This window comes from Clostridium sp. YIM B02500, from assembly GCF_022324665.1.
Taxonomy (GTDB): domain Bacteria; phylum Bacillota; class Clostridia; order Clostridiales; family Clostridiaceae; genus Clostridium; species Clostridium beijerinckii.
Map to the genome: position 1 here is coordinate 25,171 of NZ_JAKGTE010000005.1, position 24,312 is coordinate 49,482.

36 protein-coding genes are annotated in these 24,312 nt (G+C 28.7%); 27 read left to right on the forward strand and 9 right to left on the reverse strand.

Annotation, left to right across the window (positions count from 1 at the left end):
- Positions 1 to 19: 19 nt before the first annotated feature.
- On the reverse strand, positions 20 to 517 hold the full coding sequence (locus tag L1S46_RS05360) for a Zn peptidase (protein WP_238899429.1): 498 nt from the start codon (positions 515 to 517) through the stop codon (positions 20 to 22).
- Between the two features lie 239 nt (positions 518 to 756).
- On the opposite strand from L1S46_RS05360, the gene L1S46_RS05365 reads away from it, so the two are divergent.
- Together L1S46_RS05365 and L1S46_RS05370 are read left to right on the forward strand one after the other, a co-directional pair.
- The gene (locus L1S46_RS05365) at positions 757 to 2,331 is read left to right on the forward strand and encodes an AAA family ATPase (RefSeq protein WP_238899430.1); all 1,575 of its coding nucleotides are present in this window, start codon (positions 757 to 759) and stop codon (positions 2,329 to 2,331) included.
- Positions 2,332 to 3,282 carry a DUF4435 domain-containing protein gene (locus L1S46_RS05370; protein ID WP_238899431.1) on the forward strand — a complete coding sequence of 317 codons (951 nt, stop codon included), beginning with the start codon at positions 2,332 to 2,334 and terminating at the stop codon, positions 3,280 to 3,282.
- A gap of 132 nt (positions 3,283 to 3,414) precedes the next feature.
- Here the strand turns inward: L1S46_RS05370 and L1S46_RS05375 are convergent, their stop codons facing one another.
- From L1S46_RS05375 to L1S46_RS05385, 3 genes are all read right to left on the reverse strand, one after another.
- Positions 3,415 to 3,777 (reverse strand): hypothetical protein, encoded by a 363-nt coding sequence (locus tag L1S46_RS05375; RefSeq protein ID WP_238899432.1) that lies wholly within the window; start codon positions 3,775 to 3,777, stop codon positions 3,415 to 3,417.
- A 133-nt stretch (positions 3,778 to 3,910) separates the two neighbouring features.
- On the reverse strand, positions 3,911 to 4,795 hold the full coding sequence (locus L1S46_RS05380; RefSeq protein ID WP_238899433.1) for a hypothetical protein: 885 nt from the start codon (positions 4,793 to 4,795) through the stop codon (positions 3,911 to 3,913).
- Between the two features lie 168 nt (positions 4,796 to 4,963).
- On the reverse strand, positions 4,964 to 5,305 hold the full coding sequence (locus tag L1S46_RS05385; protein ID WP_238899434.1) for a helix-turn-helix transcriptional regulator: 342 nt from the start codon (positions 5,303 to 5,305) through the stop codon (positions 4,964 to 4,966).
- Between the two features lie 175 nt (positions 5,306 to 5,480).
- Here L1S46_RS05385 and L1S46_RS05390 point away from each other — a divergent pair, with 175 nt between their 5' ends.
- From L1S46_RS05390 to L1S46_RS05415, 6 genes are all read left to right on the forward strand, one after another.
- Positions 5,481 to 5,672 (forward strand): helix-turn-helix transcriptional regulator, encoded by a 192-nt coding sequence (locus L1S46_RS05390; protein WP_035789946.1) that lies wholly within the window; start codon positions 5,481 to 5,483, stop codon positions 5,670 to 5,672.
- A gap of 50 nt (positions 5,673 to 5,722) precedes the next feature.
- Positions 5,723 to 6,154: a helix-turn-helix transcriptional regulator gene (locus L1S46_RS05395; protein ID WP_238899435.1), complete on the forward strand. Its 432-nt coding sequence runs from the start codon at positions 5,723 to 5,725 to the stop codon at positions 6,152 to 6,154.
- 56 nt (positions 6,155 to 6,210) lie between these two features.
- Complete coding sequence (locus tag L1S46_RS05400) at positions 6,211 to 6,375, forward strand: hypothetical protein (protein WP_167514407.1); 165 nt, start codon at positions 6,211 to 6,213, stop codon at positions 6,373 to 6,375.
- A gap of 35 nt (positions 6,376 to 6,410) precedes the next feature.
- Positions 6,411 to 6,710, forward strand: a complete 300-nt coding sequence (locus L1S46_RS05405) for a hypothetical protein (RefSeq protein ID WP_017211821.1) — start codon at positions 6,411 to 6,413, stop codon at positions 6,708 to 6,710.
- Between the two features lie 89 nt (positions 6,711 to 6,799).
- Complete coding sequence (locus tag L1S46_RS05410) at positions 6,800 to 6,982, forward strand: hypothetical protein (RefSeq protein ID WP_238899436.1); 183 nt, start codon at positions 6,800 to 6,802, stop codon at positions 6,980 to 6,982.
- A 23-nt stretch (positions 6,983 to 7,005) separates the two neighbouring features.
- The gene (locus L1S46_RS05415; protein WP_238899437.1) at positions 7,006 to 7,263 is read left to right on the forward strand and encodes a hypothetical protein; all 258 of its coding nucleotides are present in this window, start codon (positions 7,006 to 7,008) and stop codon (positions 7,261 to 7,263) included.
- On the opposite strand, the gene L1S46_RS05420 is transcribed toward L1S46_RS05415, so the two are convergent.
- Entirely contained in the window at positions 7,223 to 7,783 is a 561-nt protein-coding gene (locus tag L1S46_RS05420; protein ID WP_238899438.1) for a hypothetical protein, read from the reverse strand. The genes L1S46_RS05415 and L1S46_RS05420 overlap by 41 nt on opposite strands.
- A gap of 103 nt (positions 7,784 to 7,886) precedes the next feature.
- On the opposite strand from L1S46_RS05420, the gene L1S46_RS05425 reads away from it, so the two are divergent.
- Positions 7,887 to 8,717: a helix-turn-helix domain-containing protein gene (locus L1S46_RS05425; protein WP_238899439.1), complete on the forward strand. Its 831-nt coding sequence runs from the start codon at positions 7,887 to 7,889 to the stop codon at positions 8,715 to 8,717.
- Positions 8,710 to 9,489, forward strand: coding sequence for a hypothetical protein (locus L1S46_RS05430; protein ID WP_238899440.1), 780 nt, complete (start codon positions 8,710 to 8,712; stop codon positions 9,487 to 9,489). The genes L1S46_RS05425 and L1S46_RS05430 overlap by 8 nt, the downstream gene beginning before the upstream one ends.
- A gap of 437 nt (positions 9,490 to 9,926) precedes the next feature.
- Here the strand turns inward: L1S46_RS05430 and L1S46_RS05435 are convergent, their stop codons facing one another.
- Entirely contained in the window at positions 9,927 to 10,250 is a 324-nt protein-coding gene (locus tag L1S46_RS05435) for a hypothetical protein (protein ID WP_238899441.1), read from the reverse strand.
- A gap of 22 nt (positions 10,251 to 10,272) precedes the next feature.
- Positions 10,273 to 10,590: a hypothetical protein gene (locus L1S46_RS05440; protein ID WP_238899442.1), complete on the reverse strand. Its 318-nt coding sequence runs from the start codon at positions 10,588 to 10,590 to the stop codon at positions 10,273 to 10,275.
- Between the two features lie 203 nt (positions 10,591 to 10,793).
- Here L1S46_RS05440 and L1S46_RS05445 point away from each other — a divergent pair, with 203 nt between their 5' ends.
- Complete coding sequence (locus L1S46_RS05445; protein WP_238899443.1) at positions 10,794 to 10,952, forward strand: hypothetical protein; 159 nt, start codon at positions 10,794 to 10,796, stop codon at positions 10,950 to 10,952.
- Positions 10,953 to 11,001: 49 nt separating this feature from the next.
- Here the strand turns inward: L1S46_RS05445 and L1S46_RS05450 are convergent, their stop codons facing one another.
- Positions 11,002 to 11,319: a hypothetical protein gene (locus L1S46_RS05450; protein ID WP_238899444.1), complete on the reverse strand. Its 318-nt coding sequence runs from the start codon at positions 11,317 to 11,319 to the stop codon at positions 11,002 to 11,004.
- A gap of 42 nt (positions 11,320 to 11,361) precedes the next feature.
- The gene (locus tag L1S46_RS05455) at positions 11,362 to 11,673 is read right to left on the reverse strand and encodes a hypothetical protein (protein ID WP_238860408.1); all 312 of its coding nucleotides are present in this window, start codon (positions 11,671 to 11,673) and stop codon (positions 11,362 to 11,364) included.
- A gap of 399 nt (positions 11,674 to 12,072) precedes the next feature.
- Here L1S46_RS05455 and L1S46_RS05460 point away from each other — a divergent pair, with 399 nt between their 5' ends.
- The 16 genes from L1S46_RS05460 (at position 12,073) to L1S46_RS05535 (ending at position 24,312) form a co-directional block, all read left to right on the forward strand.
- Complete coding sequence (locus L1S46_RS05460; protein ID WP_238899445.1) at positions 12,073 to 12,555, forward strand: DUF2975 domain-containing protein; 483 nt, start codon at positions 12,073 to 12,075, stop codon at positions 12,553 to 12,555.
- Between the two features lie 386 nt (positions 12,556 to 12,941).
- Entirely contained in the window at positions 12,942 to 13,271 is a 330-nt protein-coding gene (locus L1S46_RS05465; RefSeq protein WP_238899446.1) for an RNA polymerase subunit sigma-70, read from the forward strand.
- A gap of 260 nt (positions 13,272 to 13,531) precedes the next feature.
- Positions 13,532 to 15,106, forward strand: coding sequence for an Ig-like domain-containing protein (locus L1S46_RS05470; protein ID WP_238899447.1), 1,575 nt, complete (start codon positions 13,532 to 13,534; stop codon positions 15,104 to 15,106).
- A gap of 206 nt (positions 15,107 to 15,312) precedes the next feature.
- A complete protein-coding gene (locus L1S46_RS05475; RefSeq protein WP_238899448.1) occupies positions 15,313 to 15,711 on the forward strand; it encodes a DNA-binding response regulator in 399 nt (132 codons plus the stop codon).
- Positions 15,712 to 15,750: 39 nt separating this feature from the next.
- A complete protein-coding gene (locus tag L1S46_RS05480; RefSeq protein ID WP_238899449.1) occupies positions 15,751 to 15,978 on the forward strand; it encodes a hypothetical protein in 228 nt (75 codons plus the stop codon).
- The gene (locus L1S46_RS05485) at positions 15,975 to 16,592 is read left to right on the forward strand and encodes a tyrosine-type recombinase/integrase (RefSeq protein WP_238899450.1); all 618 of its coding nucleotides are present in this window, start codon (positions 15,975 to 15,977) and stop codon (positions 16,590 to 16,592) included. Before L1S46_RS05480 ends, L1S46_RS05485 begins: the two co-directional genes overlap by 4 nt.
- 268 nt (positions 16,593 to 16,860) lie before the next feature.
- Complete coding sequence (locus L1S46_RS05490; RefSeq protein WP_238899451.1) at positions 16,861 to 17,340, forward strand: Xaa-His dipeptidase; 480 nt, start codon at positions 16,861 to 16,863, stop codon at positions 17,338 to 17,340.
- Between the two features lie 14 nt (positions 17,341 to 17,354).
- On the forward strand, positions 17,355 to 17,783 hold the full coding sequence (locus L1S46_RS05495; RefSeq protein ID WP_238899452.1) for a hypothetical protein: 429 nt from the start codon (positions 17,355 to 17,357) through the stop codon (positions 17,781 to 17,783).
- A 116-nt stretch (positions 17,784 to 17,899) separates the two neighbouring features.
- Positions 17,900 to 18,364: a phage terminase small subunit P27 family gene (locus tag L1S46_RS05500; protein WP_238899453.1), complete on the forward strand. Its 465-nt coding sequence runs from the start codon at positions 17,900 to 17,902 to the stop codon at positions 18,362 to 18,364.
- The gene (locus L1S46_RS05505) at positions 18,364 to 20,043 is read left to right on the forward strand and encodes a terminase TerL endonuclease subunit (RefSeq protein WP_238899454.1); all 1,680 of its coding nucleotides are present in this window, start codon (positions 18,364 to 18,366) and stop codon (positions 20,041 to 20,043) included. The genes L1S46_RS05500 and L1S46_RS05505 overlap by 1 nt, the downstream gene beginning before the upstream one ends.
- Before the next feature lie 232 nt (positions 20,044 to 20,275).
- Complete coding sequence (locus L1S46_RS05510; RefSeq protein WP_238899455.1) at positions 20,276 to 21,538, forward strand: phage portal protein; 1,263 nt, start codon at positions 20,276 to 20,278, stop codon at positions 21,536 to 21,538.
- Positions 21,510 to 21,800, forward strand: a complete 291-nt coding sequence (locus L1S46_RS05515) for a head-tail connector protein (protein WP_343073082.1) — start codon at positions 21,510 to 21,512, stop codon at positions 21,798 to 21,800. The genes L1S46_RS05510 and L1S46_RS05515 overlap by 29 nt, the downstream gene beginning before the upstream one ends.
- 16 nt (positions 21,801 to 21,816) lie before the next feature.
- Positions 21,817 to 22,410: an HK97 family phage prohead protease gene (locus L1S46_RS05520; protein WP_238899456.1), complete on the forward strand. Its 594-nt coding sequence runs from the start codon at positions 21,817 to 21,819 to the stop codon at positions 22,408 to 22,410.
- A 49-nt stretch (positions 22,411 to 22,459) separates the two neighbouring features.
- Positions 22,460 to 23,542, forward strand: coding sequence for a phage major capsid protein (locus L1S46_RS05525; protein WP_238899457.1), 1,083 nt, complete (start codon positions 22,460 to 22,462; stop codon positions 23,540 to 23,542).
- A gap of 51 nt (positions 23,543 to 23,593) precedes the next feature.
- A complete protein-coding gene (locus L1S46_RS05530; RefSeq protein WP_238899458.1) occupies positions 23,594 to 23,941 on the forward strand; it encodes a phage head closure protein in 348 nt (115 codons plus the stop codon).
- 8 nt (positions 23,942 to 23,949) lie between these two features.
- A complete protein-coding gene (locus L1S46_RS05535) occupies positions 23,950 to 24,312 on the forward strand; it encodes an HK97-gp10 family putative phage morphogenesis protein (protein WP_238899459.1) in 363 nt (120 codons plus the stop codon).

The window sequence follows — 24,312 nt, forward strand, 5'->3', positions numbered from 1 at the left end:
AAAAGTAGTAGGAAAAATACTATATTTCACAACTATTATATGGGACTTCCTTTCTCTTTAATGCAGATCTTATATGATTATATCTATTTTCATCAACAACTATAGAGTGAATCTTATATTGTAGCATTTCATTAGTTATATTAAAAAAATCACATATCTCACATGGAGTAGATATGCAATTACATAATGCTTGCAGGAATTCATCATCACTCACAAGAACATTAGCAGCCCATGACTTAGCTTTATGCTCCTGTTTATTTTTCATAAGTTTTTCAGAATAATTTTTAGATTCAATAGTTAAATTACCCAAACTAGTAAAGTGATGCCCTAACTCTTCAGCGAGGATAGATAAATATTTGCATCTATCATTAATAATAGATTTTTCTACAATTATAACTGGAGGAAGATCTGGAGCTTTAAAATAAATTCCATTAAATGAATATAAATTAAGATTTCTTTCTTCAAGATGTATTTTCTCTTTCTCAATAATACAAAAAATATCATTTAATTTTCTCATTAGTCTATCACCGCCATTATCAGTATTAATGATATTATTATAATATAACAGGAACGTACGTTCAAGAACATGAAATCTTATTATATTTAATGAAGAATATAAATTGTTTACAAAATATGTTATAATCATATATATTTGTATGGTTCTAATTAAATAGATGCATAATTATAGGTGTTTTTATTTATTAGACAATAATATAAAGTATAGAATATAAATATATAAGGAAAAGAGGTTGAGGAATGGAACGAAAAGTGTATGAGTTAGCGAGTATGTTAGGGGTAACAAATGAACAAATGATGAATATACTATGGGATAATAAAATAAGTGTTAAAGATCATATGTCATTAGTAGCTGATAAAGATATTAAGGTGATAATAAAAAAACAGAATCTACTAAATAAAAGTATTGAATCTCATATCAATAAAAGTTCACTAGAGTTAATACGAATAAAGGGATTATTTAATAAAAAAGATTATAATTATACATTTAGTTTTAAGGATGATATTAATATTTTGATAGCTGAGAATGGGTCTGGAAAGACTACTATTCTAAATATAATAATAGCTATATTAAATGGAAAAATAGAGAAACTAATAAAGTTACCGTTTGAATCTGTCGAAATACAAGTTAAAGGTGTTGAATATGTAATCAATAAAAGCGACTTAATTAATCCATCATTGAATAGAGAAAAGCTGAGATACTTTTTAGAAAAATTAGAAAAGAAAGTATCATACAATGAATATCAATATATAAAACATAAAATTATGGCTTCGGATGATATAAATCTTCGTGAGATTGAAAATTTAATTAGAAGGTATTATGAAAAGGATTATGATGAATTAAATTATGATAAAGAAATATTTAATTATGAGTTACATGAATATAAGGATGCCAGTGGTAGGATATGCCTTAACCATGTAAGAAGTAGATATAATAGTAAAGCTGCGAGACTAGTTAGGAAAATATCAACAATAATAAAAGAGGAAGAAGAAATAATAGATTTTCCTACATATAGAAGAATAGAAGAAGATCTAGATAAGGTCATAGAATTATCTGAACAGCAAAAAAAGGAATTAAGATTTAAATTAAATAATAGCACATTAAATTTTGGAATATCTGATGTAAAGAATATTATTGAACTGTTAACAGAAAAATTAAGAGAAGATGCTAATGATTATTATACCAAAATGAATGCAGAAGTATTAAATGATTTGTTAAGTAATAAAGTAAAGTTAAATGCAACACAAAAGAATAAAATAGATAAGGATAAAATTAATATAGTAATTGGAAGAATCGGGGAAGATAAGATAAAGGAGCTGGACAAGCTTAAAAACTTCATTGATAACACATCAGATGTAGAGAATGGCGAGTTTTTGCAATATTACATTTTTAAATTAATCAATATTTACGAGGCTCAAAAGCCAATAGATGATAAAATAAAAAATTATAAAGATGTTTGCAATAAGTATTTAGTAAATAAAAAAATGGTTTACGATGAAGTAAAAGTTAAAGTGACTATAAGTGATAGCGAAACAGGACAAGAAATTTTACTAGAACAATTATCATCAGGTGAAAAACAAATACTTTCATTATTTGCAAGATTATATTTGACTGCAACAAAACCAAGCATTTTTATAATAGATGAACCGGAGTTATCGTTATCTATAATATGGCAAAAGAGTTTGCTAGAAGATATATATAATTCAAAGAAAATAAATCTTCTCATAGCAACAACGCACTCACCATTTATATTTAAAAACGAATTTAGAACTTTTACTAGAGAATTAGATTCAACTAAGGAGGATGAAAGATAAATGAATTCGGGGAATTTATTAAATACTATGGATGAAGAATCTGAGGAGTTAGAGTCAATTTTTACTATGTATTCATTGGGGAAAAGTAATGATAATGTAAATGTTTATTGTTTTTTTGAGGGGGATGATTATCAATATTACTGCTCTAAGATTAATATGTATCTTGAAGATGGAGAGAAAGTAAAAGTATTTAATTGTGATGGAAAGAGTAATGTTCTTACAATATATGGAATGATTAAAGATAGAACTAAGGATTTTGGAGATAAAAAACTTTTTTTCATAGATAATGATTTTGATAAGTTTAAAATACAAAGCAATGAAATTTATACTACCCCATGTTATGCCATAGAAAATTTCTATATTACTGATAGATTTATAGAGAACTTTTTTATAGGAGAATTTAAGATAAGTGAGAATAGTAACGACATAGATAGAAGTGATTTTCAGAAAGGAATTGCTTACTACAAAAAACAAAGAGATGAGTTTATTGAAAAAGTAACGCTACTAAACGTTTGGTATTCCTTACAACAAAACAAGATTAAACTAAATCCAAATAAAATAGATTTGCCGAACTTAAACAAGTTGAAGGAATTGAAAAATTTGCAATTTCCAATCACAATTGATTTTCTGAAATCTATAACTCCGAATTACATAAATGTTACGCCATTAGAGATTGAAAGTGAAAAAATTAGATTACTTAAAGATCCTGTAAAAAGTTTTAGAGGAAAATATTTTCTTGAATTTTTATTTGAAGTTATTACAATATTAACAAGTGATGAAGCAAAAAATAAAAAAATATTTTATAAAAAGAGAAAAGCAAGTTTTTCTATAGGGAAAAGCAATACTGTTAGTTTACTCTCTCAATACGCTGAGGTACCAAAGTGTTTGAAGGAATATTTACAAAGGATGTTGGTAAATGGATCACAAAACACAAATAATAATATAGGGTAAATAATTTAATTACGATTATTTTTATAGATTATAAGAAGCATTAAATACAAGATTACATTTAAAAAAGTAAGAAATTTTATATAGTACTAATTTAATAAAGAATTCATACATTTTTGTGATGTATGAATTCTTTTATTTTATCTTATCTAAATATCTTGAAATATTGAGAATTACAAAAAATGTTTTTATTGTATCATATATAGCGAAGAAAATTAGTAATAGTATAGAAAATTTTATGTCAAAGATTATAGCGCTTTTGTTAAAATTAACAGGTAATTTTAAGTATGGAAAATCAATACTATTAATAACTCCGACAAAGAAAATAAATACCATTAGATAGAATATTAATAAAGTATTATCTTTTATTTCATCAAATGATTTATAAATCTTATTCATTGAGTTACTGATATTAGAATCAGAAAAAATTGAAGAAATTTTATCTATTAATCCATACATTAATGTTATTATTGCTAGAAATATTCCTATGACCGACATAATAAAAGTAATAAGAAAATCATCCTGCAAAATTTTGACTTCAGAGAGATTCACTTTAGTAATGCATAATATTATTAATATAAAAAAATCGATTAGAAATATTATAGAAGATTTCTTAATTATTCTAAATTTTCTAGCCATCTAAATTATCATCTCCAGGCTTATTGTTTATTGACTCAATAGTTTTAGAAATATATGTACTTAGTGATTCAGTTGATCTATTTGAAATATCTTCAGGTAAGTTCAAAGTTTTAATTTCGTTTTTGCTTGAAAAAGTTTTTGAATTCTTATTAGGTACAATAGCATTTACGCGCCAAGAACCACCACCGCTAGAAATGTATTGTATAAAGGTTTTTAATTTTTCTTTCGCTAGTTTAAGCTTCCCATGTTTATTTTTGAATGTCAATATATTTTCAGTGGAATTAGTTGCATTCTCAAGATCACGAGCAGCTTCCTCTGCAGGAGTAATCCCATCAAATAAATTAGGAGAATATAAGGTTAAGGTTAGTGAATTAATAGCTGTTGAATCATCAATTAGAGACCAAAAGCTATTAGGTGAATTAATTTCTTTACATTTAAATTCATAACCAGAATCTTCTATTCGGTCAGAGATGTATATGCTAAATGCTTTTGATGAAGAGGTGAAATCTCTAAATGCCTTAGTTTTCTTTTCAAAAAGCAATATTTGTTCTTTGGTATTTATAAATATATGTATATATGGATAATCATCTATTTTTGAATCTTGAAAGCCACTTCCAGTATCTTCCGAGCATTTTATAGAGGCATGTTTTCCAAGTTGCAATAGATAGTTATCTTCATCAATCTTGGTAACTAGATAAAGTTTATATTTACCATCATATGTATTTTCTTCGATCTTCATAGATGTTTCTGCATTTACAATAATATTTTCAATGAGAGCTTTTCTATTTGGTAATGCATTATTAAATAGAGAGGTTTGAATTTGATCATAAGGAACTAAAAAATATCTAAAGCATCCATATTGTATTGTAGAATTCATTTGTATCTCCTCCTAGAAATAGTTCATATAAGTAGGCTTGTACATAGAAACTTATTAGCAAGTTTAAGATGATTAATCTGGTCACTAAATTGATTATGACTTTTATTTATAATTATGATAGATAATTACAGCAATCAATTAAAAATATAGATGCTCGTAAAGAACACCTTATTTTTTATCTTTATATTTTTGTTTTATATATTCAATAAAATTATTAATCTCTTCTTTAGCTTCTTTTGGAAGTTCATCATAATCAGTATCACTATGAAGTGCAATAGTGATATTAGGATCTTCAGTATAATTTTTTGCATCAGTTTTTCCAAGGAGATAATCTAACGACACATTGAAATATTCTGAAATTTTTAATTTAATTTCGTCACTAGGAGTACTATTGCCAGTTTCATACATAGAAACTGTGGTTTTTCCTACACCAAGTATTTTACCTAATTCAGCTTGCGTTAAATTATTAGATTTTCTTAATTCTTTTAATCTATCTGATAATGTAGCCATTTCATAATCTCCTTTATTAATAGTTCAATATAATTGTACATATTTACATAAATAAATAAAAGTCATATCCAAGAAAATTGGTTTTTTATTTTGAAAAGCATTGACAATCCAGTAATCTTGGATTATTATGAAAATATAGTAGTCCAAGATTATTGAATTTTAGGAGGTGTGTAGAATGAATCAATTGTTAAAAAAACTTAGGTTAGAAAGTGGAAAAACGCAAAAGGAAATTGCAGAAATTCTTGGATATAGTAGTAAAAGCGGATATTCTATGCTTGAAAATGGAAGTGTAGAACTCACTATTTCAAAAGCGAAGGTATTATCTAATTTTTATAAGATTGATCCAAAAATTTTTTTTGAAAAATAGTCCAATAAGTTTGGATATATATATTTTAATTTATACATTGGAGGAAAGAAATGGAACAATGCTACAGAAATATTTACCAAATAGCGAGAGAGTGTACAAGCTTAACTCAAGAAAAATCATCAGAACTACTAGATATATCTGTTGATAGTTTAAGAGCATATGAAGGAGGGAAGAGAACACCACCAGAAAACATAGTAATTGATATGGCTAAGATATATAATCGCCCATATTTAATTTTGCAGCATTATCAAAATACTTTGATAGGAAAAGAACTTTTTCCAAAGATAGAAGTTAAACATTTAGCTGAAGCAGTATTAACATTTTTAGATGAGCTTGAAGATCTAGAGAGCATTAAGAAATTAATGATTAAGATTTCACGTGATGGTCAAGTTGATGAAGATGAAAAAGAAGACTGGCAAATGATAATGAAAACACTTGATGAAATGGTATGTGCAATTATAGCTATAAAGTTTGCTAGGTAACACATTGTGATAAGAAAACATATTATGAAATGATTTATATTTACGGGGGAATGGATATGAAAGGCGATGAATTAAAGGTAACCATTATAGGATTAGAAGATAAAAAAGGCTTTGATGAGCTTGTGGCAGAGTTACAAGTTGCTGCTGTTATGAAAATGTGTCCTCCAGAGCTAAGACTTCAGGTTTTAAATAATGCTCTAAAGATATTAAAAGCAAATTAACTGATTTTAAACATATTAAAGGAGAAATTCAGAAGATGAATATAATAGAAATCTTATGGAAAATAGGCTATGACGTTCTTAAAAGTGATTCTGAAAAATGTGAATACACAATAATGTATGCTCCAGAAAGAAAAAGACGTATGTGGAAGCAAATAAAAGATGGAGCTATTACAGTTGAAAATGAATTGCTTAATGACATTTATACAGTAACTGTTGGAGAAGTTTGTTTTAATCAATGTGGAGATTTATATGTTGAATTTACTGATGTGAATACAAAAAAATGCATTGATTTCTATGAACATAAAAACATGAAAGAAGATGAACTTTATAAATAAAAAAAGAACCTTATATAAAGGTTCACAAGTGTTTGGGATACGGAATGCCATCCGTATCTCCATTATAAATTGAAATGGAGGAAAAGTAAATGGTTTTAGAATTCTTAAATGATTTAAAATCAAAAGTTAGCAAAGAAGAGTTTAATATTATTTTTGCTATGACAATAGAAGACATAAGGTTTAATAGGACAAGTTTTAATAAAAAGACTACACCTGAAGAATTTATTGAAATATGTAAAAGGTGCTGTGTTGCTTTAAGTAGATGCAGCTAACATTTTTAACGGAGGTAAGCATAATGGAGAATACAACGAATACTAAATCAGAAACTGCTCAAGAGGCTCAGGCCCAAGAGCAGTTAAAAGAACTATATCCAGTTGATATGACACTAATATATCCAATAGGAAATGGCTTTGAGGTAATTAATGATACAATACTAGATTCATCAAGTGCTATAAAGATTCACGTTAGCATTGATTGTAATAAATATTCTAAGCAAAAAGTTTATGAATCTCTTAAGACAGCTTATCAGAGACTTCTAGAATACTATTTCTAATAGCAACTAATGCATCAGTTTCACCTTTTATTGAAGTAGCACTAGTTAATACACCATCATAGAAGTTTAAATCTATAGTGTAACTATTAGTATAGAGTTTGCCTAAACTTTTATATGTAATATTAACGTTAAATACTTTATCAGGATAGTTTCTAAAATAGAAGCTGCTTTTTATAAATTGGTTAGGTGCTAAAAATATATTTTTATATTCTGTTATAGTCTTTTTAGATGCGTTTAATTCTGACTTTTCATATTTCAAAGGTGGATTTAATTCTAAACTAATTATTTCTCCAGATGATTTGCCAAAGTTTTTTATAATTAGTGAATGTGAAGATACAGACCTATCCTTAGTAATATAAAACATAATGTCAGCTTTGTTAGCTTCCTCGATTACTCGAGCATTTTGACGTAATGTAGCCAGAGCAATTAAGACAGAAACAATAGATATGCAACTACTTGAAATTATTGCAACCATTTGAATTTTATCAGTTGTAGATAACGAAGTAAAAAAGTTGAACAATGTAATTCACCCCCTTTAATTTAATTCTAACATATTATGAAATTAAAGCATAAAGGGTTTGTAGAGATAAAAATAAGATTTAAAAAGAATCAGGAGGTATGTCATGGAGAAATCATATTTTGCGATCATACCAGCCAATGTTCGGTATGATGAAAGCTTAACTGCAAATGCTAAACTTCTTTATGGTGAGATAACAGCACTTGCTAATGAAAAAGGATATTGTTGGGCTGCAAATACATACTTTGCAGAATTATATGGCGTTAGTAAGACAAGTGTTTCAAAATGGATAAAACAGTTAGTAGATAAGGGGTATATAAGATCTCAAATCATATACAGAGATGGTACTAAAGAAATTTTAAGTAGGTATTTAACAATTGTTGTAGGGGGTATAGAACAAAAGTTAAATAGGTATCCAACTTTTGTTGATGAGGGTACTGAAGAAAAGTTAAGTACCCCTATTGAAGAAAAGTTAAAAGATAATAATACAATACTTAATAATACAATTAATAATATAAATACTATATCTAAAGATATAGTTAGTAGCACTAAAGTGCAACCCATAATAGATAAGTGGAATGAACTTGGACTTCAAAAGCTCATATCCATAAACAAAGGCACTAACAGATATAAATTACTACAAGCAAGGATTAAAGAATATGGACAAGATAAAATGCTTCAAGCCATAGAAAACATAAAATGCAGCAGTTTCCTAAAAGGTCAAAATAATAAGAACTGGACAGTAACCTTTGATTGGTTAGTAAAGCCAAATAATTTTATTAAGATCTTAGAAGGCAATTACGTAGATAAAGAAAATCCAGTTAAGACAACTAAGAATAAAGAGATGCAGCCACTCAGATTTAATAATTTCGAGCCAAGAAAATATGACTATGACAATTTAGAAAAGAAGCTGCTTGGGTGGGATAACGATGATTAAAAATAAAATGGATGAAGTTTTAGATGGGCAAATAAGCATATTTGATTTAGTGCTTAATGAAGTTAAAGAGCCTAAGAAAGAGTATGCACCAATAGTCAAAAGTCATAAAGATAAATTTGCAGAAATTATTAATCTATATAAACCAAATGCAGCAAGAATAGTTAAAAGAATATATGGAGCATTGCTTGTGGAGCTTGAAGAAAAGACACTGTATTTTAACAGTGATGGAGTAAAAGAACTGGAGTTAAAAAAAGATATAGATCTGCTTCCAGCTGATGAAATTTTATTTGTAAATCAAGATAGAAAACTAAATGATATGCAGCTTGAAAAACTTAAGGACATGCACGTTACAGAATACATTAAACGTAAAGGTGATGCTAATATAATAATTCAAAAGCAAGATAAGACAATTGTTATAAATCCTAAAGGATGGATACTAGAATACTTACAAAAACCCAAATATCATGAAAGTGAAGTATATAAGATTGAGATTCCTAAAGAAAATATAGGATTGCATATCTTAAGTGCAGAAAGAGATATTGATAAGAAGGAAAGCTATATTAAGCCATCAACTTTCACTCATAATCTTATAGATTTTGAGGAAAATGAACTGGTAGAAATAGAGTATAAAGGCACAAAGCATATAGGCAAGGTAGTAAGTATTTACAACAACGGTGAAACCTTGAATGTTAATTGGGATGGCAAGCAGACAGCCTTTTATTATAAAGCAGTAAAGAAAATTAAAGAAATAAATATGAAAAATGCTATTTAATTAGTTGGTGGGAAACATGAAGGAAGCCCCTAAAAAGGGGCTTATAGTTACTAGGTAAAAGCAAAAAATATTATGGACAAAAGAGTAAATAAAAGAGAAATAAAGTTATAGCGAAGAATCTACATTTAATTATATGAAAACTAACTTCGAATAATTCCAAGTGGTGATAAATAATTTTGCACATTAAAAAGCCCCTAAAAAGGGGCTCAAAAATCACTAGGTAAAAGTAAAAAAATATTATGGACAAAAGAGTAAACAAAAGAGCAATAAAGTAATAGCGAAGAGGCTACATTTAATTATATGAAGACTAACTTCAGATAATTCCAAGCGTTGATAGATAATTTTGCACATTAAAAAGCCCCAATTAATGGGGCAAAAATGGATTATATAAATAATATGTTAACTAAATCATTATATTATGTGTAATTTGAAAATATTTATTCTGTTATTGTTACAGTACCAGGGCCTAATATTATAATTTTATCAACATACCTGAAAGGACCAATATTATATTTAGCGGAGTTTTCTAATAAACGGTGAGATTCCATTACCTGTTGATCATCATCTATTCTCATCATAAGAACAGTTCCAGGGGAGGTATTTTGAATATTGTATGTAGTATTCTCCATTAACTTTAAACTTTTTATGCTATAAGTACCTTCAGATACTTGCATATTTAGTGTTCTAGCACTGACTGCTAGATTATTCATACTAAGAGATAAAAGCAGTAGAGCAGAGAGCATAATAAATATTTTTTTCATTTGATAGGCCACCTTTCATGATTTAAGAAAAAGTTAAAAGAACATTATTATATATTATAAATCTATAGTCATATTTAAGAGGAGCCAAAGGGAGTTGACCGGAGCTAGCTGGTATTCGTATAAGTTGTTGGATCTTTCTATCAGCATCAAGAATTATTAATAGACCCTCAACATATGGTTCCTGGTTTTGGACTTTGTAAGAAACATTTTCTTTTAAGTTTAAATCTTTCATGCTGTAAAAACCTTGTGAATATATTTTGGGCTGAGCTACGACAGATACTGTATTGAAAGTAAATAATAAAAGCAATGACATAGAAAGAATATATATAAATTTTTTCATTTGATAAGCCTTCTTTCTTAATTTCAGAGTGTAAATTAAATAGATAAAATTATTATGCGGAAATATGATAGAAATATTCATTAATACCTTGCAGGACTGGAAGGCGCATTAGCAGGGATTACGATGTTAATGTTAAGGTTACTGCAAAAGATAAATAAGAAGAGAGTTTATTGAAGCTCTCTTCCTAAAAAGGAGCTATAAGTATGGGAATTATTAAAGATATAGTTGATATAGTGGTTCCAAGAGTACAAAAGAGAATGGAAGAAGAAGGATTAGATATTAAAGAAGCTTTAAATAAAGAGCTTATGGAAATGGGATATATTCAGAAGGATGATAAAGAGGATGAGGAAAATAGAGAGTAATTTAGAGGGGGAGAAATTGTTCATAAAAAAAGACACTACAAGGTGTCTTTTAAGCAATAATTACTTCACCTTTCCCAATAATTACAATTCTATAACTAGGTTCAAGGGCAAGCAAGGTATAGTTTGCCGATTTGGGTGGTAAATAAATAGATTGTATTTGACGTTGGTTTTCATCAAAAAGTGCTATATAAACACTGTTATCAGGTGAGATATTTTGAATAGTATAACGATTTTTTTTGGCAGCATTAAGATTGGATAATTGATAAAGCCCCTCCTTAAATGTATCTACCGCAAATGTGGGAATTAATGAAAGAGAATTAAAAAATAAACATATTATAATTAACGTTATTGCAATATTTTTTTTCATAATATAAAATCACCTCCCCAAGTAGTAGTATTAGTGTAACTTTTAATCGATAAATACATCCCCATTACCAACTATTGCAATTCTGTAGTCAGGCTTAAGTGGTAATAAATTATATTTTTTGGAGTTGGGATCTAATCGTATAGATTGTATTTGAAGTTGATTTTCATCATAAAGAATTATATAAACACTATCTTTTTGAGATACATTTTGAACACTATAGGTATTCTCTGCTGAAAAATTAAAATCAGCTGCTTTATAAATCCCCTCTTTAAAAATGTTAGCAGCAAATATAGGAGAAGCCAGATTAAGTAATAAAAATATTGAAATCAAAAATATAAGTATAAATTTTTTCATAGTAAAACCACCTCAACATTTTGCTATAAACAACAAATATAGATGATTTTATTATGTGTACTTACTAAGTAAATATTCAGAATGTAAATCTGATGTGGTAAGTAAAAAACATGTTCTTTGAAAATTGAATAATGCGGTTTTTACAAAATATGCTATAATTGATACAGAATAGTAAATTATTGCGAAAAAATTGGGTGAGATAAAATGTTAAAAAAATTCTTTTATGAGGTGAAAAAATCAATCTCACAATATAGTTTTAACGTGCCCCCACATTTTCTTACAAATTAAAAATATACAATGATAGCAATAATTATACAATGAGAAATAATATAAATTTATTGTAAAACGATAAATACTATGCTAAAATAATTTTATTATTTAATTAGTGAGGTGTTTTAAGTGAATATTAAACAAGGTTCAACCACTTTCTTAAAGGTAATTATTTTTCTGATTGGAATTGCAGTTTTTGCTTTGTGTATAATTTGGTTACCTGGGATAGCTATTAAAGAACCCAAAGCACATCCAGGGGACTACTCGCTTTATCCATTGTTAGGATATGCGTATGGATGCTGTGTTGCGTTTTCTGTTGCACTGTATCAAGCATTTAAACTATTAACCTGTATTGAAAGGAACAATGCTTTTTCCGAGTTATCACTTAAATATTTGAAGGTTATAAAGAAATGTGGTTTAACAATCATCCTCTTCTTTTTGTTAGGGATAATAACCTTAAAGGTAATTTCTAAAATTAGTGGAGATGACCCAGCAGGTCCTATATCATTAAGTTTTATGATTATTTTAGCAACAAGTATTATCACTGCTATTGTGAATGTGCTTCAAAAACTATTAATAAATATTTTAGAAGGAAATTGCCATAATAATTAAGAAAAAAATTGAGACTATACTAAATTCTTAATGTTCTTAAATTATGAATCACTAAAATCAAATAGCAAATTGTAAGATCGCATTATTCAAGAGATTGAATTTGCGATTTTTTTATTACGTTATTCTATTATTAAACGCAAAATATGCCCCAATTAAGGGGCATACAATGGATTTTTTTAATAATAATATAATCAACAACCAAATATATTATGTACTATTTGAAAAAAAGTATTCAAGTAATTTAATTCATAATACTAATATTTAAAAATAAAAGGTGTTCGTAATGAACACCTATAACAATTAGAGAACGAATCATGGAAAGAAGATTCTCTAATCAATCTGTCTACATTATAACATAAAAGTATTATAAAGGATAGGTGGTAAAAATGGCAGAAATTAAAAGTATATTTAATATCTACAGAGAAAGAAAATGCAAGATTAATAATTTGGAAATCGAAATTGAAAACTTAAGACTAAGTGGATCTGAGGAAAAAGACATAAGAATAAAGGATTTAATTACGGAAATTAATAGATTAAAAAATGAAAATAAAAGAATTGATAATATTTTAAATTTATTACCTGAAAAAGAATATAAGGTTGTAAAATTAGTTTTAATAGATTGCAAAGATAAGAAAAAAGTTGCTAGTGAAATTGATAGAACTGAAAGACAATTAAATAGAATATTGAATAGGGCTATCCAAAAGATAAATTTATAGAGTGCAGTATATGCACTTTTTATTTATGCCTATTTAAGTATTAATTAAAAATAAATGTAAGAAAAGTGGATATTGATGGAAAAATAAATTAATTTACAACTATTTTTTTGCAAAAACACTCTGATTTTTCTAAAATATACTCAAAAAATAATGATTAAATGGTAAAAGTTTTATTTTATTAAAAAAACTATACTAAAAATGTTTAAATTGGTAAAAAAATATGTTTTAATATATATGATTAGTTAAAGGGGGTATTAATAATGAAAAAATATGCTAAACAAAAATTATCGTTAGTAATGGTACTTGTATTTATGTGCATGTTTAATGTGACATATGCTGTTTCAGCAGCTGATATGTCATCTGGTGCATGGACTAAGTCAGGTGAAGGCACAACAACGATAACTAAAAATGATGATGGAAGTTTAAGTTTTGCTTATGACCTAAACTCCAATATAATATTTAATGGTCAACAGTGGATATTTGATAGTGTTGCAAATTCTACAGAAACTTTTAAATATAATTGGTCATATAGTTATTTTCATTCTTGGTTTCAAGCTCAAGCAAAAGTAACTGCATATGCAGATGGACCAGATGGAGAACAGAGCATTCAACTTTATGCTAATGGAGGTACAGATAGTTTAACTGGCAGCTCAAGTCTAAATCTTCACGAAGGATATCATTATGGATTTAGAATTTATGGAAGAAACGGAGACTCTGCTCATATAGCTAATGGAACTTTAAAAATTTCAGTTGCGCCTGTAGAAGTAGATTCAATTAGTAGTCCTTCAGATATTAATGTCGCAAAGGGAACTTCAAGAAGTGACATAGGATTACCAGATACAGTAGATGTTGGACTAAGTGATAACACAACAACAAGTGCAGCAGTAGTATGGAATGATGGAAATCCATCATATGATGGAGACGCATCAGGGACTTATACATTTACAGGAACAATAACATTATCAGATGGTGTAATAAATCCAAATAACTTAGAAGCAAGTGTAAATGTTATTGTAAAAGATTCAGATGAAGGTAATGAACCAGCAATACCTTCAGAAGCAAAAATTGTAGGAGAAACAAAAGTAGGAAGAACTTTAACTGCACAGCTTATAGATGAAGTTGGAAACGAAGTTACCACAGGTGCTGCAGTAACTTATGAATGGTATAGATTAGATAACTCAGATTCAAACTTTAGTGAGAAAGTAGGAACTGATAAAACATATAAGTTAACTGGACATGATTTGAATAAATACATAGGCTTAATTGCTAAATATGGTGATTATTCTTTTGATTGCGTTAGTGGAAAAATTGTAGCATCAAGCAATAGTTCAAGTTCATCAAGTCATCATTCGAAGTCAAATAAAGATACAGAATCTACTACTACTGATAAAACTACGAATGATACAAGTGTCAAAAAGACAGGATGGGCACAAGATACAAATGGTAAATGGTATTTAGTAAAAGAAAATGGAAATAAGGAAACTGGTTGGAAAGCAGTAAATAACAATTGGTACTTTTTCAATACTAATAGTGGAGAAATGGTAACTGGATGGTATAAGTCGCAAAAAGGTGATTGGACTTATAATGGACAAGATGTAGAAGGTCAATGGTTCCATTTAGATACTGACGGAAAATTAACAACTGGTTGGCTTAAAGACTCAGATAATAACTGGTACTATCTATCTAATGGTCAGTATGGTTCATTAGGATCTATGCTAAAAGGATGGCAGAAGGTAAACGAAAAATGGTATTATTTCAATTCTAACGGAGCAATGGAGAGTAACTCAGTAATTGATGGTTATACTCTAGGTAATGATGGGTCTTGGATTGAGTAAAATTAATAATTAGGATATAAAAGAAACATAGTTATGCAGTTGATGAGAATTGTATAACTATGTTTTTTTATTTATATATAATGTCCTGAAAATGTCTCAAAAATGTCCGACAAATGTCTTAAAGTTTATGATAACATAAAATCAATAAAAAGAAATGTCACGTTTTTGGTATGGAATAACTATATCTATTTTTAGGAGGTATATTTGTGCTAGATAAAGAAAAAGTGAAAGGATTATACTTACAAGGATATAATGCAGTAGATATAGCATTTATATTAAACTGTAAATCAGATACAGTCAGGCAATGTATACATAGAAATTTAAAAGAGTTTAAGAATTCTCATTTAGCAACTAAAATTAGAAATAAAGAAATAGATAGAATCACAAGATATGAAGCAAAACAATATATGAGTGATTCAACTTTTATTAAAAAGAATAGATCTATCTACAAAACTAATTTAGATGGAGATATAGTAATTGATGTTAATGCAGCTCCAATAGTAAGTTTTGATACTCCTAAAAGATTAAAAAATGAGAATAGCCTTAAAGAAATAGATAAAAGAATAAGAAAAAGCAATTATAGGAAAGATGAGTTGTTTGTATAGCAATTTGTCTTTCTTTTTGTTTGGAAAGAAGGTGAGAATGTGAAAGAAATATATTTAATTCGTATTTGTGGTAAATGCAAGAAGACAAACATTTTAATTAATGAGGAAGTTGAGGACACAATAAAAAAGGGATACTATATTTCATGTTCTTACTGTGGAAGTAAAAGAATATTTAAAGAAAATGAGGCAAACGATTTACGTAGATGTATGGATAACAATGCATACAAAAGAGTAAAGGGAAAGATAAGGCAGGTGCATTCAGTTTGAGAAAAAAAGGAAGGAATGCAGCTATAGTAATTAAAGATCCTAAGGATTTACAGAGAATTGCTAATAGAATGAAAAGTTATAATTATCCAGCATATATACTTTGGAGTATAGGAGTTAATACTGGATATAGAGGTGGAGATTTAGTAAAACTTACAGTTGCAGATGTTAAGAAAGCTATACAAACTAATGAACTAGTAATTCAAGAAGAAAAAACTAAGAAGACTAGAAAAGTAAAGTTTGAAAGAGTTGTAAAACTGAGCAATAGGCTTATAAAAATACTTCAAGAATATATTCAAGATAAAGAGGACGCAGAATATTTATATTGGTCACAAAAAGGGGAAGGCGTAGAACCATTTAAAGAAAATATATCAAGAGAAGCATTAGGAAAGATTTTTAAAAGTGTACTTGAAGAGATTGGCATATTAGGTTCAATTGGAACACATACAGCACGTAAAACATATGGATATTTTCAATATATAGAACGCGATAAGGATATCTATTATGTCCAAAGATTGTTTGGACATGCCAAGATAACAACTACTATGGAATATATCGGATTAGATGAAGATATATTGCAAGAGTCAGCAAACATATCAGATAAATATGTGTTTTGATATGTGGGAAATATTCATATTTTTTTATCCTTAAATACCTTATTATTTAATCCATAAATATTAAAGGATAAAAATTAAAGACATATAGAAGTAGGAATATTAAAAAATAAATACCTTACTCTGTAAGTAAATGAGGTATTTTATAGCTTAAAACATACTATAAGTCAGCTAAATTATTACGCTAAAAAGTAGGGAAATAAAAGCGTGGGAAATATAGCAATTATCGAGCCTTAGTTAAAAGCAAAAGTCTCGATGTTGGAGGTGTGAAATGAAGTCAGTAGAAGAGAAAATAAGAGAGAACTTAAAGATGATAGAATCAATGGTTGAGCAAGGATCTACAGATAAAGAAATTGCTGAAAAAATAGATGTTGGATACTCAACTTTTAAGAGCTATAAAGCTAAAAATAAGGACCTAAAAGAGCTAATGGCTGAATGTAAAGATAAAAAGAATGAACAGGTAGAACAATCGCTATTTAAAATCTGTAACGGATATAAATACTATGAAGAAGTAGCAACTAAAGTTAAGAATGAAGCTCTTGCAGAGGATGGCAAAACTATTTTAGTTAAAGAAGATGTGGTTGTTAAGTCTATCAAGAAATACAAGGGACCTGATTTAGCAGCACAGAAGTATTGGCTAAATAATATGAAGAAGACTAAATGGAGTGAAGATCCTAACAAAGTTCTTAATGATAAGAAGCTTACCAAGTTAAAAGAGAAAGAAGTTAATTCAAAGGTTATTGAAATATAAGGAGATGTTACTGTATGGCTATGTACAGGTTATGTTCTGTATGTGGTAATAGAGTCACATATGGAGGTAAGTGTAAATGTGAAGTAAATGAGAGGAAAGAAAAGTATAAGCATTATAAGGAGAATAGGACAGATAAAAGAGAGCAGGAGTTTTATTCAAGTGGTGCATGGATTAAGTGTAGGAATAGTGTAGCATCCAATCAATTTGGTTTAGATATTATTGAATGGAGCAAAGGTAATATAGTTCAAGCCGAAGCATATCATCACATAATAGAAACTAAAGATGATTGGAGTTTAAGGCTAGATGCAAGCAACATAATTGGATTAACAAAAAGAAATCATATAGCAATTCATAGAATGATGAATAAAAGCTGTGAAGAAAAAATAAAAGTACAAAATTATTTAAAAGAATTGCTAAAAAGATATGAAAATGAGATATTTTAAACCCGGGGGAGGGGCTGAAAATTTATATAAAGGGATGGAAAGTCCTAGGTGCCCTCCCAGTCAGATAAAATTCCCAAAATGAAAATTTGAAAAATCATGTGAAAGAAGGTGGATTTTTGGTTAGACCAAGTAAATCAATAGAGAGCCAAAGTAGACATAATACTAAAGCTGAAATTAAATTAAGAAAAGAGAATGAAGAGAATCTAAAAGGTTTAGCTGACAAGATAGATAAACCACCAAGTTATTTATCCAAAGAACAAAAGAAAATATATAAATTTATAATTGAAGAATTACTAGAAACAGGAATATTGACTAATTTAGATGTATTTGTGTTATCTACTTGTTCTATTGCAGTTGACCGACTTCAAACTATAGAAACTATTATAAATAAGAATATAGGAAGTTTGGTAAACAAAGATTTAATGAGTGCAAAGGATAAATATACAAAAGATTTATATAGGTGTTGTAGTGAATTATCATTATCTCCACAAAGCAGAGCAAAGCTAGGAAATCTAGCTTTGGATAATAAAGATAAGAAAGAAGATCCTTTATTGAAAGCTCTACAGGATGATGAAGATTAATGAAATTATTAGATGATGCATTAAAATATTGTAGAGATGTTATTGATGGTGCTGAAATCACTACAGATGAAGTCAAGCAGCAGTGTAAAAAGTTTCTATATGATTATGAAATAAAGCAATATGAAGATAAGTTTGAATTTTTTTTATGTGCAAAAAAGTTAAATGTTATAAATAACATCTTGAAAATAATAAATTATGCAACAGGATTTGTCGCTGGAAAAAGTGTTTATGATGGAATTGTAGGATTTCAGGCACTTATTCTAGTGGCTATTTTTGGTTGGAGATATAAAAATGATAAAAATAAATTCAGGTATAGAGATGTAGTTTTATTTATTCCTCGTAAAAATGCTAAAACATTTTTAATAGCGCTCATATTTATCCTATTGATGCTAACAGAACAGAACTTTAGTGAGTTTTACTCTGTATGTATTGATAGAGATTTAGCCAAGGAAGTACGTAAGGCCATGGCACAGATAATAACAGCGAGTCCAGCATTAGAAAAACATTTTTTTGTATCAGAAAGTGAAATAGGTATTATAAAGTGTACACTGACACATAGTTTCTATTACCCACGTACGAGCAAAGCAAATAAGAATAACTCCATTAGACCAGCAGCAGTATGTGCAGATGAAGTTGGAGCATTTACAAGTAATGATAATATACAAGCTATGAGAAAAGGCCAATTAAGTGTTAAAAATCCACTTATGTTTAAAACAACAACTGCTTATGCTGAAAGTGATTCAATAATGCTCGAAGAACTTGAATATGATAGAGCAGTGTTAGAGGGAACTGTTACAAATGAACGAATATTTATTCTTTTGTATTATGCACTTAGAGAGGAAGTGTGGGATGATATGGCAATTTATAAGGCAAATCCGTTGAGAGTGGAAGAAAATTACGAGGAAATTAAAAGCGATAGAGAGATTGCTAAAATAAAAATATCTGAGCAGGAAGAGTTATTAACTAAAAACTTTAATATTTTTCTTGATACCAATGAACTAGATAAGTATTTAGACATTAGATACTGGAAGAAATGTAAAGTTGATAATATTAATTTTGAAGGCAAAGAGGTTATTGTTGGTGTAGATTTATCAGTTACTACAGATTTAACTGCAGTAAGCATTATGTATAGAGAAGATAATAAAATTTACTGCAAATCTCATGGATTTTTACCAGAAGATAGTTTGGCAGAACGTAGAGAAAATATTGATTATAGAAATTATGGTGAATTGGGGTATTGTGATATTCATAAAGGAATGACAGTAAGCTATACAAAAGTTGAAGAATATATAAGAAGCATTGAAGAAACATATAATTGCAAAATTATATCCATTGTAACAGATCCTATGAATGCAAAAGAAATGATGGAAAGGTTAAGCGAAGATTTTGATGTAATAATGTTAAAACAAACTTATACTAATTTAAGTCCAGCAACGAAAGAATTTCGAAAGCTTGTTTATGATGGAAATGTGTTTTATGAAAAGAATGAATTACTTGATTGGAATATGAAGAATGCAATTACTACAAAAGGTAAAGCAGATGATGAGATGCTACAGAAAGAAAATAAGAATAAGCAAAGAATAGATATGGTTGCTGTATTAGTATTTGGAATGACACAATTAATAGTTGAAGAAGAAAAATATAGTGCTGTAGATACCCTTGATAAGATGGATTGGTAGAGAAATGAGGTGAGATCTTGAAAAAAGTCAAAGAAAAACTTAAGAATATAATTAACAGAACTATTTTCAATGACATATTTGTTATGGAAATGGTCTTTTTTATTGGAGTTTTCATCATTATTCTTACTAATTTCTCTATAAATATCAAGTTTGGATTTTACTCATTGGGATTTATTTTTATTGCTTTGAGTATATTTTTATATAAATTTACAGGAAAGCGAGGTGATAATAAATGATTTTTAATAGATTGATTGAAAAAAGAGAAACAGTAGACGTAAATGATTGGAAAACAGTTTATTCCTTTGAAAATGGTTATGATATTACTCCGTTTGATATTGAAATGAAAGAAAGCACTTATTTTAGTTGTATAAAAATCATATCTGAGAGTATTGCTAAATGTACCTTACAAGTAAAAAAGGAAACGGAAAAGGGGGAAGAGTTAGCTAAGGACCATTATCTATATGACAAATTAAGAATACGACCTAATGATTATATGTCAGCAATAGATTGCTATAAAGCCTTTGTAGCATTATCAAAACACTGGGGGCACTCTGGTCTTTTTATTGACAGACAAGGAAGTAAAATAAATGGATTGTATCCAGTAAAAATTACAAATGTAACAATAGATAATGCAGGATTAATTAAAAGTATAAAAGGCAATAAAATATTATGGGATTTTGAAGGTGTGGAAGGTGAGATCGGCAGTTGTTTTGATAAAGATATAATAATGCTAAGGGACTTTACTATGGATGGAATTAAAGGCAAAGCAAATAGGAGCATTCTTTCTGAAAGTTTAGATAGTAGTCTTAAAAGTCAAAATTACTTAAATAAACTTTTTAGCAATGGGCTTACAAATAAAATAGTTGTTCAGCTTACTAGTGACATTAAAGAGGAAAAGGAACTCAAAAAGGTTCAAGAGAAATTTGATAGGATCTACACTAATAATGGGCGGGTATTTACTATACCAGCAGGTTATAATGTTCAGCCTATGAATTTATCTTTAAGCGATGCACAATTTACTGAGTTGAGAAAATTATCAAAAGAAGAAATAGCAAGTAGCTTTCAAGTTCCGTTAAGTAAACTGGGGATAATGAGAGATACAGCAGTTAGTGAGGAACAGGACAATATAAAGTTTTTAACTGATTGCTTATTAATAATATTTGAGCAAATAGAGCAGGAGATGGACTGGAAGTTGTTAACTCAAACTGAAAGAGAGATGGGATATAAAATACGCTTTAATATTAATGTGCTATTAAGAACTGATAGTAAAACTCAATCTGAGGTAATTAGTACCTATGTAAAAAATGGGGTTTATGACCTTGATTATGCTAGAGATATATTAGGCGTACAAAAAATAGGTGGTGAATTGATTATTACTTTACCTTCAGGACAAGTTCTTTTAAAAGATTTAATTAATGGTAATGTTAGTTACCAAAAAGGAAAGCAAAATACTACGCCGAAAGATGGTGATAATATTGACACTAAATGTTGTTAAAGATTATTTGAAGATTGACTATGAAGATGAAGATAATTACTTAACTGAGCTGCTAGAGGTATCTCTAATATACATAGATTCTATGGTAGGAGAAGGTTATAAAAACGATGAAAAGGCGGTTAAATTAGCTGAAATACTTCAGAAAAAACTAATATCAGATATGTATAACATTAGAGGTACTAGTATAGATATTAAAACTAAACAAGATAGAATTGTTTCTAGTATATTAGATAAGCTTAGTAATTATAATACAGAATCTTGAGAGGAGGTGAAAATTTATGCAAGTAGAAATTAGGTCAGATCATGTAGTAGTTAGGGGATATGTTAATGCATGTGAAAGGGATTCTAGAGAGTTACCTTCGCCAAAAGGAAAATTTGTTGAGCAGGTTAGAAGTGGAGTTTGGCAAAGAGCATTGGAAAGAACTAGTGATGTACCAGTATTACTTAATCATGATTGGAGTAGAAAACTTGGATCAACAAAAGATAATCTTAAACTTAAGGAAGATAATATTGGTTTATATGCGGAAGCTAGGATATATGATTCTGATGTCATTGAAAAGGCAAAAAATAATAAACTAGTTGGGTGGTCATTTTCTTTCATACCTCAAAAACAAAGCTGGGGAAAAACGGATACAGATGTTGAGAGAAGATATCTTGAAGATATTATATTAAGAGAAGTATCTATACTTGATAATACACGTACACCAGCATACTATGGCACTAGTATAGAAGCTAGGGATAATGAAGAAGTTTGTATTGAGCAAAGATTTATACAGGATCAAGTGGAAGTAATTCTACTGGAGGAAGAAAAAAGAGAGAATGATATAAATCTAAAACTTAAATTAATGGAATTAGAATTACAGATTATGTAGTTCTTTTTTTATACTCTATTTTAAATAATGAAGGCGAGGAAGTTAAAGGATGAAATTAAAAGATTTATTAGCATTATTAGATAGTAAGAAAACAGAAGTGAGAAGTCTTATAGCAGAGCAAAAGGTAACAGAAGCCGAAGCTAAAATGGCAGAAATAAGAAGTATAGAAAAAATGATAGAAATTGAAAAAGAGCTAGAAGAAGCTGAAAAGAGAGATTTGGAGTCTCAAAGGAATGAGAAAAAGGAAACAAAAGTAGATAAGATTGATGAAATGAGGAGCATTGTTAAGAAAGTCTTAGGGCAGGAGTTAACAGAAGAAGAAAGAGCAATGGTTAAGACAACAGACAATTCAGCAGTGTTACCAAAACAATTTGTAAATCAACTTATAGAGATAGAAAAAGGGTATGGATCGTTAGAGGAATATGTTGAAGTCATTCCGGTGACAAAGAATGAAGGAACAATGCCAGTATCAGAAGTAGATGAAGATGAATTGCCAGAGGTTTTAGAGGGGGATGATATTACTGATGCAACGTTAACAACTTCAGATATAGCATTTAAATGTGCTAAAGTTGGTGAGATTTACACATTAACATCTGAATTACTTGATGATGCAGAGGTTGAAATTGAAGGCTTAGCACGTAGAAACTTTACAGCTAAAACTGTAAGAACTAAAAATGCAAAAATTATGAAAGTCATAAAAGATAATGCAGCTGCATTTACTGGCGTTGGAAGTTATGAGGATATAAATACAGCTATAGACGAGGCGGTACCAGCAGTTAAAGCTGGATTAGTGACATTCACAAATCCAAAAGGATATTCAGTATTAAAGAATATGAAAGATGGGCAAAAGAGACCTTTAAATTTAGTTACAGAAGTAAACGGAAAATATTATTTTAATAATAAAGAATTAGTTGTAGTAGATGAAACTTTATTACCAACAGCAGAAGGAAAAACAGCTACTTTTTATGTTTGTAATTCTAAGGAACTTGTAAAGTTATTTAAAAGAAATGAGTTTACAGTTGCCAGAAGTACAGAAGCAGGATTTATAAATGATACAGTTAAAGTAAGGATTTTAGGAAGATTTGATGTAAAGAAAGGATATGCTAGAAATTGTTATGCAATATCATTCTAATTTAAAGGGTAAATTTTTCTACCCTTTGAGTTTAATATGAGGTGATTATAATTGAGTAGCGTAGAAATGGATCAAAGAATAGTAATAAGCGAATACATTGGAGAAAGTCAAAATGATAATGGTTTTGATACACCAAATTGGGATGATACTTATTATTCATGTTGGAGTGCATTTAAACAAATAAGTGGAAAAGAGTTTCTATCTGCAAAGGCTAATAATAGTGAAAATGTAGTTACCTTTACAGTTAGATATTGCAATAAAACTAAGGTGTTATTAGTATCAGGAGCAACAAAGCAGTATAAAGTGATATATAAAGAAAAAGATTATGATATATTATTTTGTTCTGATTATAAGAATCTCCATCAATGGATAGATATAAAGGCAGAAGTTAAAGGCTAGGTGATTACATGAGTGGAATTGAATTAGATGGTTTTGAGGAATTAGAAGCATTACTTCAAGATATGACACTTACTGAAGCTGATGAGAAGAAAGCTATGAAAGCTGGTATAGATGTAATTTATAATACAGTTGAAAGTAATACTCCGGTTGGAGAAAGCGGAGATATGAAAAGAAAAATTAAAGAAAAGGTTAGTAAAAATGATCTTTCTTTAATAACAGGTCAAGTTATAATGGGCGCTTGGTATACAGGCTTTGAAGAGTTTGGAACTAGCCAACAAAAACATCATGTTGGATTTTTTGAGCATTCTGTTAATAGCTCACAAGATGAGGCTTTAGAAGTATTAGCAAAGGGATTGTTAAAGCAGTGGTGA

Coding starts and splice junctions, on each gene's coding strand:
- L1S46_RS05360 (WP_238899429.1), bottom strand. CDS start 517: ATGAGAAAATTAAATGATATTTTTTGTATTATTGAGAAAGAGAAAATA.
- L1S46_RS05365 (WP_238899430.1), top strand. CDS start 757: ATGGAACGAAAAGTGTATGAGTTAGCGAGTATGTTAGGGGTAACAAAT.
- L1S46_RS05370 (WP_238899431.1), top strand. CDS start 2,332: ATGAATTCGGGGAATTTATTAAATACTATGGATGAAGAATCTGAGGAG.
- L1S46_RS05375 (WP_238899432.1), bottom strand. CDS start 3,777: ATGTCGGTCATAGGAATATTTCTAGCAATAATAACATTAATGTATGGA.
- L1S46_RS05380 (WP_238899433.1), bottom strand. CDS start 4,795: ATGAATTCTACAATACAATATGGATGCTTTAGATATTTTTTAGTTCCT.
- L1S46_RS05385 (WP_238899434.1), bottom strand. CDS start 5,305: ATGGCTACATTATCAGATAGATTAAAAGAATTAAGAAAATCTAATAAT.
- L1S46_RS05390 (WP_035789946.1), top strand. CDS start 5,481: ATGAATCAATTGTTAAAAAAACTTAGGTTAGAAAGTGGAAAAACGCAA.
- L1S46_RS05395 (WP_238899435.1), top strand. CDS start 5,723: ATGGAACAATGCTACAGAAATATTTACCAAATAGCGAGAGAGTGTACA.
- L1S46_RS05400 (WP_167514407.1), top strand. CDS start 6,211: ATGAAAGGCGATGAATTAAAGGTAACCATTATAGGATTAGAAGATAAA.
- L1S46_RS05405 (WP_017211821.1), top strand. CDS start 6,411: ATGAATATAATAGAAATCTTATGGAAAATAGGCTATGACGTTCTTAAA.
- L1S46_RS05410 (WP_238899436.1), top strand. CDS start 6,800: ATGGTTTTAGAATTCTTAAATGATTTAAAATCAAAAGTTAGCAAAGAA.
- L1S46_RS05415 (WP_238899437.1), top strand. CDS start 7,006: ATGGAGAATACAACGAATACTAAATCAGAAACTGCTCAAGAGGCTCAG.
- L1S46_RS05425 (WP_238899439.1), top strand. CDS start 7,887: ATGGAGAAATCATATTTTGCGATCATACCAGCCAATGTTCGGTATGAT.
- L1S46_RS05430 (WP_238899440.1), top strand. CDS start 8,710: ATGATTAAAAATAAAATGGATGAAGTTTTAGATGGGCAAATAAGCATA.
- L1S46_RS05435 (WP_238899441.1), bottom strand. CDS start 10,250: ATGAAAAAAATATTTATTATGCTCTCTGCTCTACTGCTTTTATCTCTT.
- L1S46_RS05440 (WP_238899442.1), bottom strand. CDS start 10,590: ATGAAAAAATTTATATATATTCTTTCTATGTCATTGCTTTTATTATTT.
- L1S46_RS05445 (WP_238899443.1), top strand. CDS start 10,794: ATGGGAATTATTAAAGATATAGTTGATATAGTGGTTCCAAGAGTACAA.
- L1S46_RS05450 (WP_238899444.1), bottom strand. CDS start 11,319: ATGAAAAAAAATATTGCAATAACGTTAATTATAATATGTTTATTTTTT.
- L1S46_RS05455 (WP_238860408.1), bottom strand. CDS start 11,673: ATGAAAAAATTTATACTTATATTTTTGATTTCAATATTTTTATTACTT.
- L1S46_RS05465 (WP_238899446.1), top strand. CDS start 12,942: ATGGCAGAAATTAAAAGTATATTTAATATCTACAGAGAAAGAAAATGC.
- L1S46_RS05470 (WP_238899447.1), top strand. CDS start 13,532: ATGAAAAAATATGCTAAACAAAAATTATCGTTAGTAATGGTACTTGTA.
- L1S46_RS05490 (WP_238899451.1), top strand. CDS start 16,861: ATGAAGTCAGTAGAAGAGAAAATAAGAGAGAACTTAAAGATGATAGAA.
- L1S46_RS05495 (WP_238899452.1), top strand. CDS start 17,355: ATGGCTATGTACAGGTTATGTTCTGTATGTGGTAATAGAGTCACATAT.
- L1S46_RS05505 (WP_238899454.1), top strand. CDS start 18,364: ATGAAATTATTAGATGATGCATTAAAATATTGTAGAGATGTTATTGAT.
- L1S46_RS05510 (WP_238899455.1), top strand. CDS start 20,276: ATGATTTTTAATAGATTGATTGAAAAAAGAGAAACAGTAGACGTAAAT.
- L1S46_RS05520 (WP_238899456.1), top strand. CDS start 21,817: ATGCAAGTAGAAATTAGGTCAGATCATGTAGTAGTTAGGGGATATGTT.
- L1S46_RS05525 (WP_238899457.1), top strand. CDS start 22,460: ATGAAATTAAAAGATTTATTAGCATTATTAGATAGTAAGAAAACAGAA.
- L1S46_RS05535 (WP_238899459.1), top strand. CDS start 23,950: ATGAGTGGAATTGAATTAGATGGTTTTGAGGAATTAGAAGCATTACTT.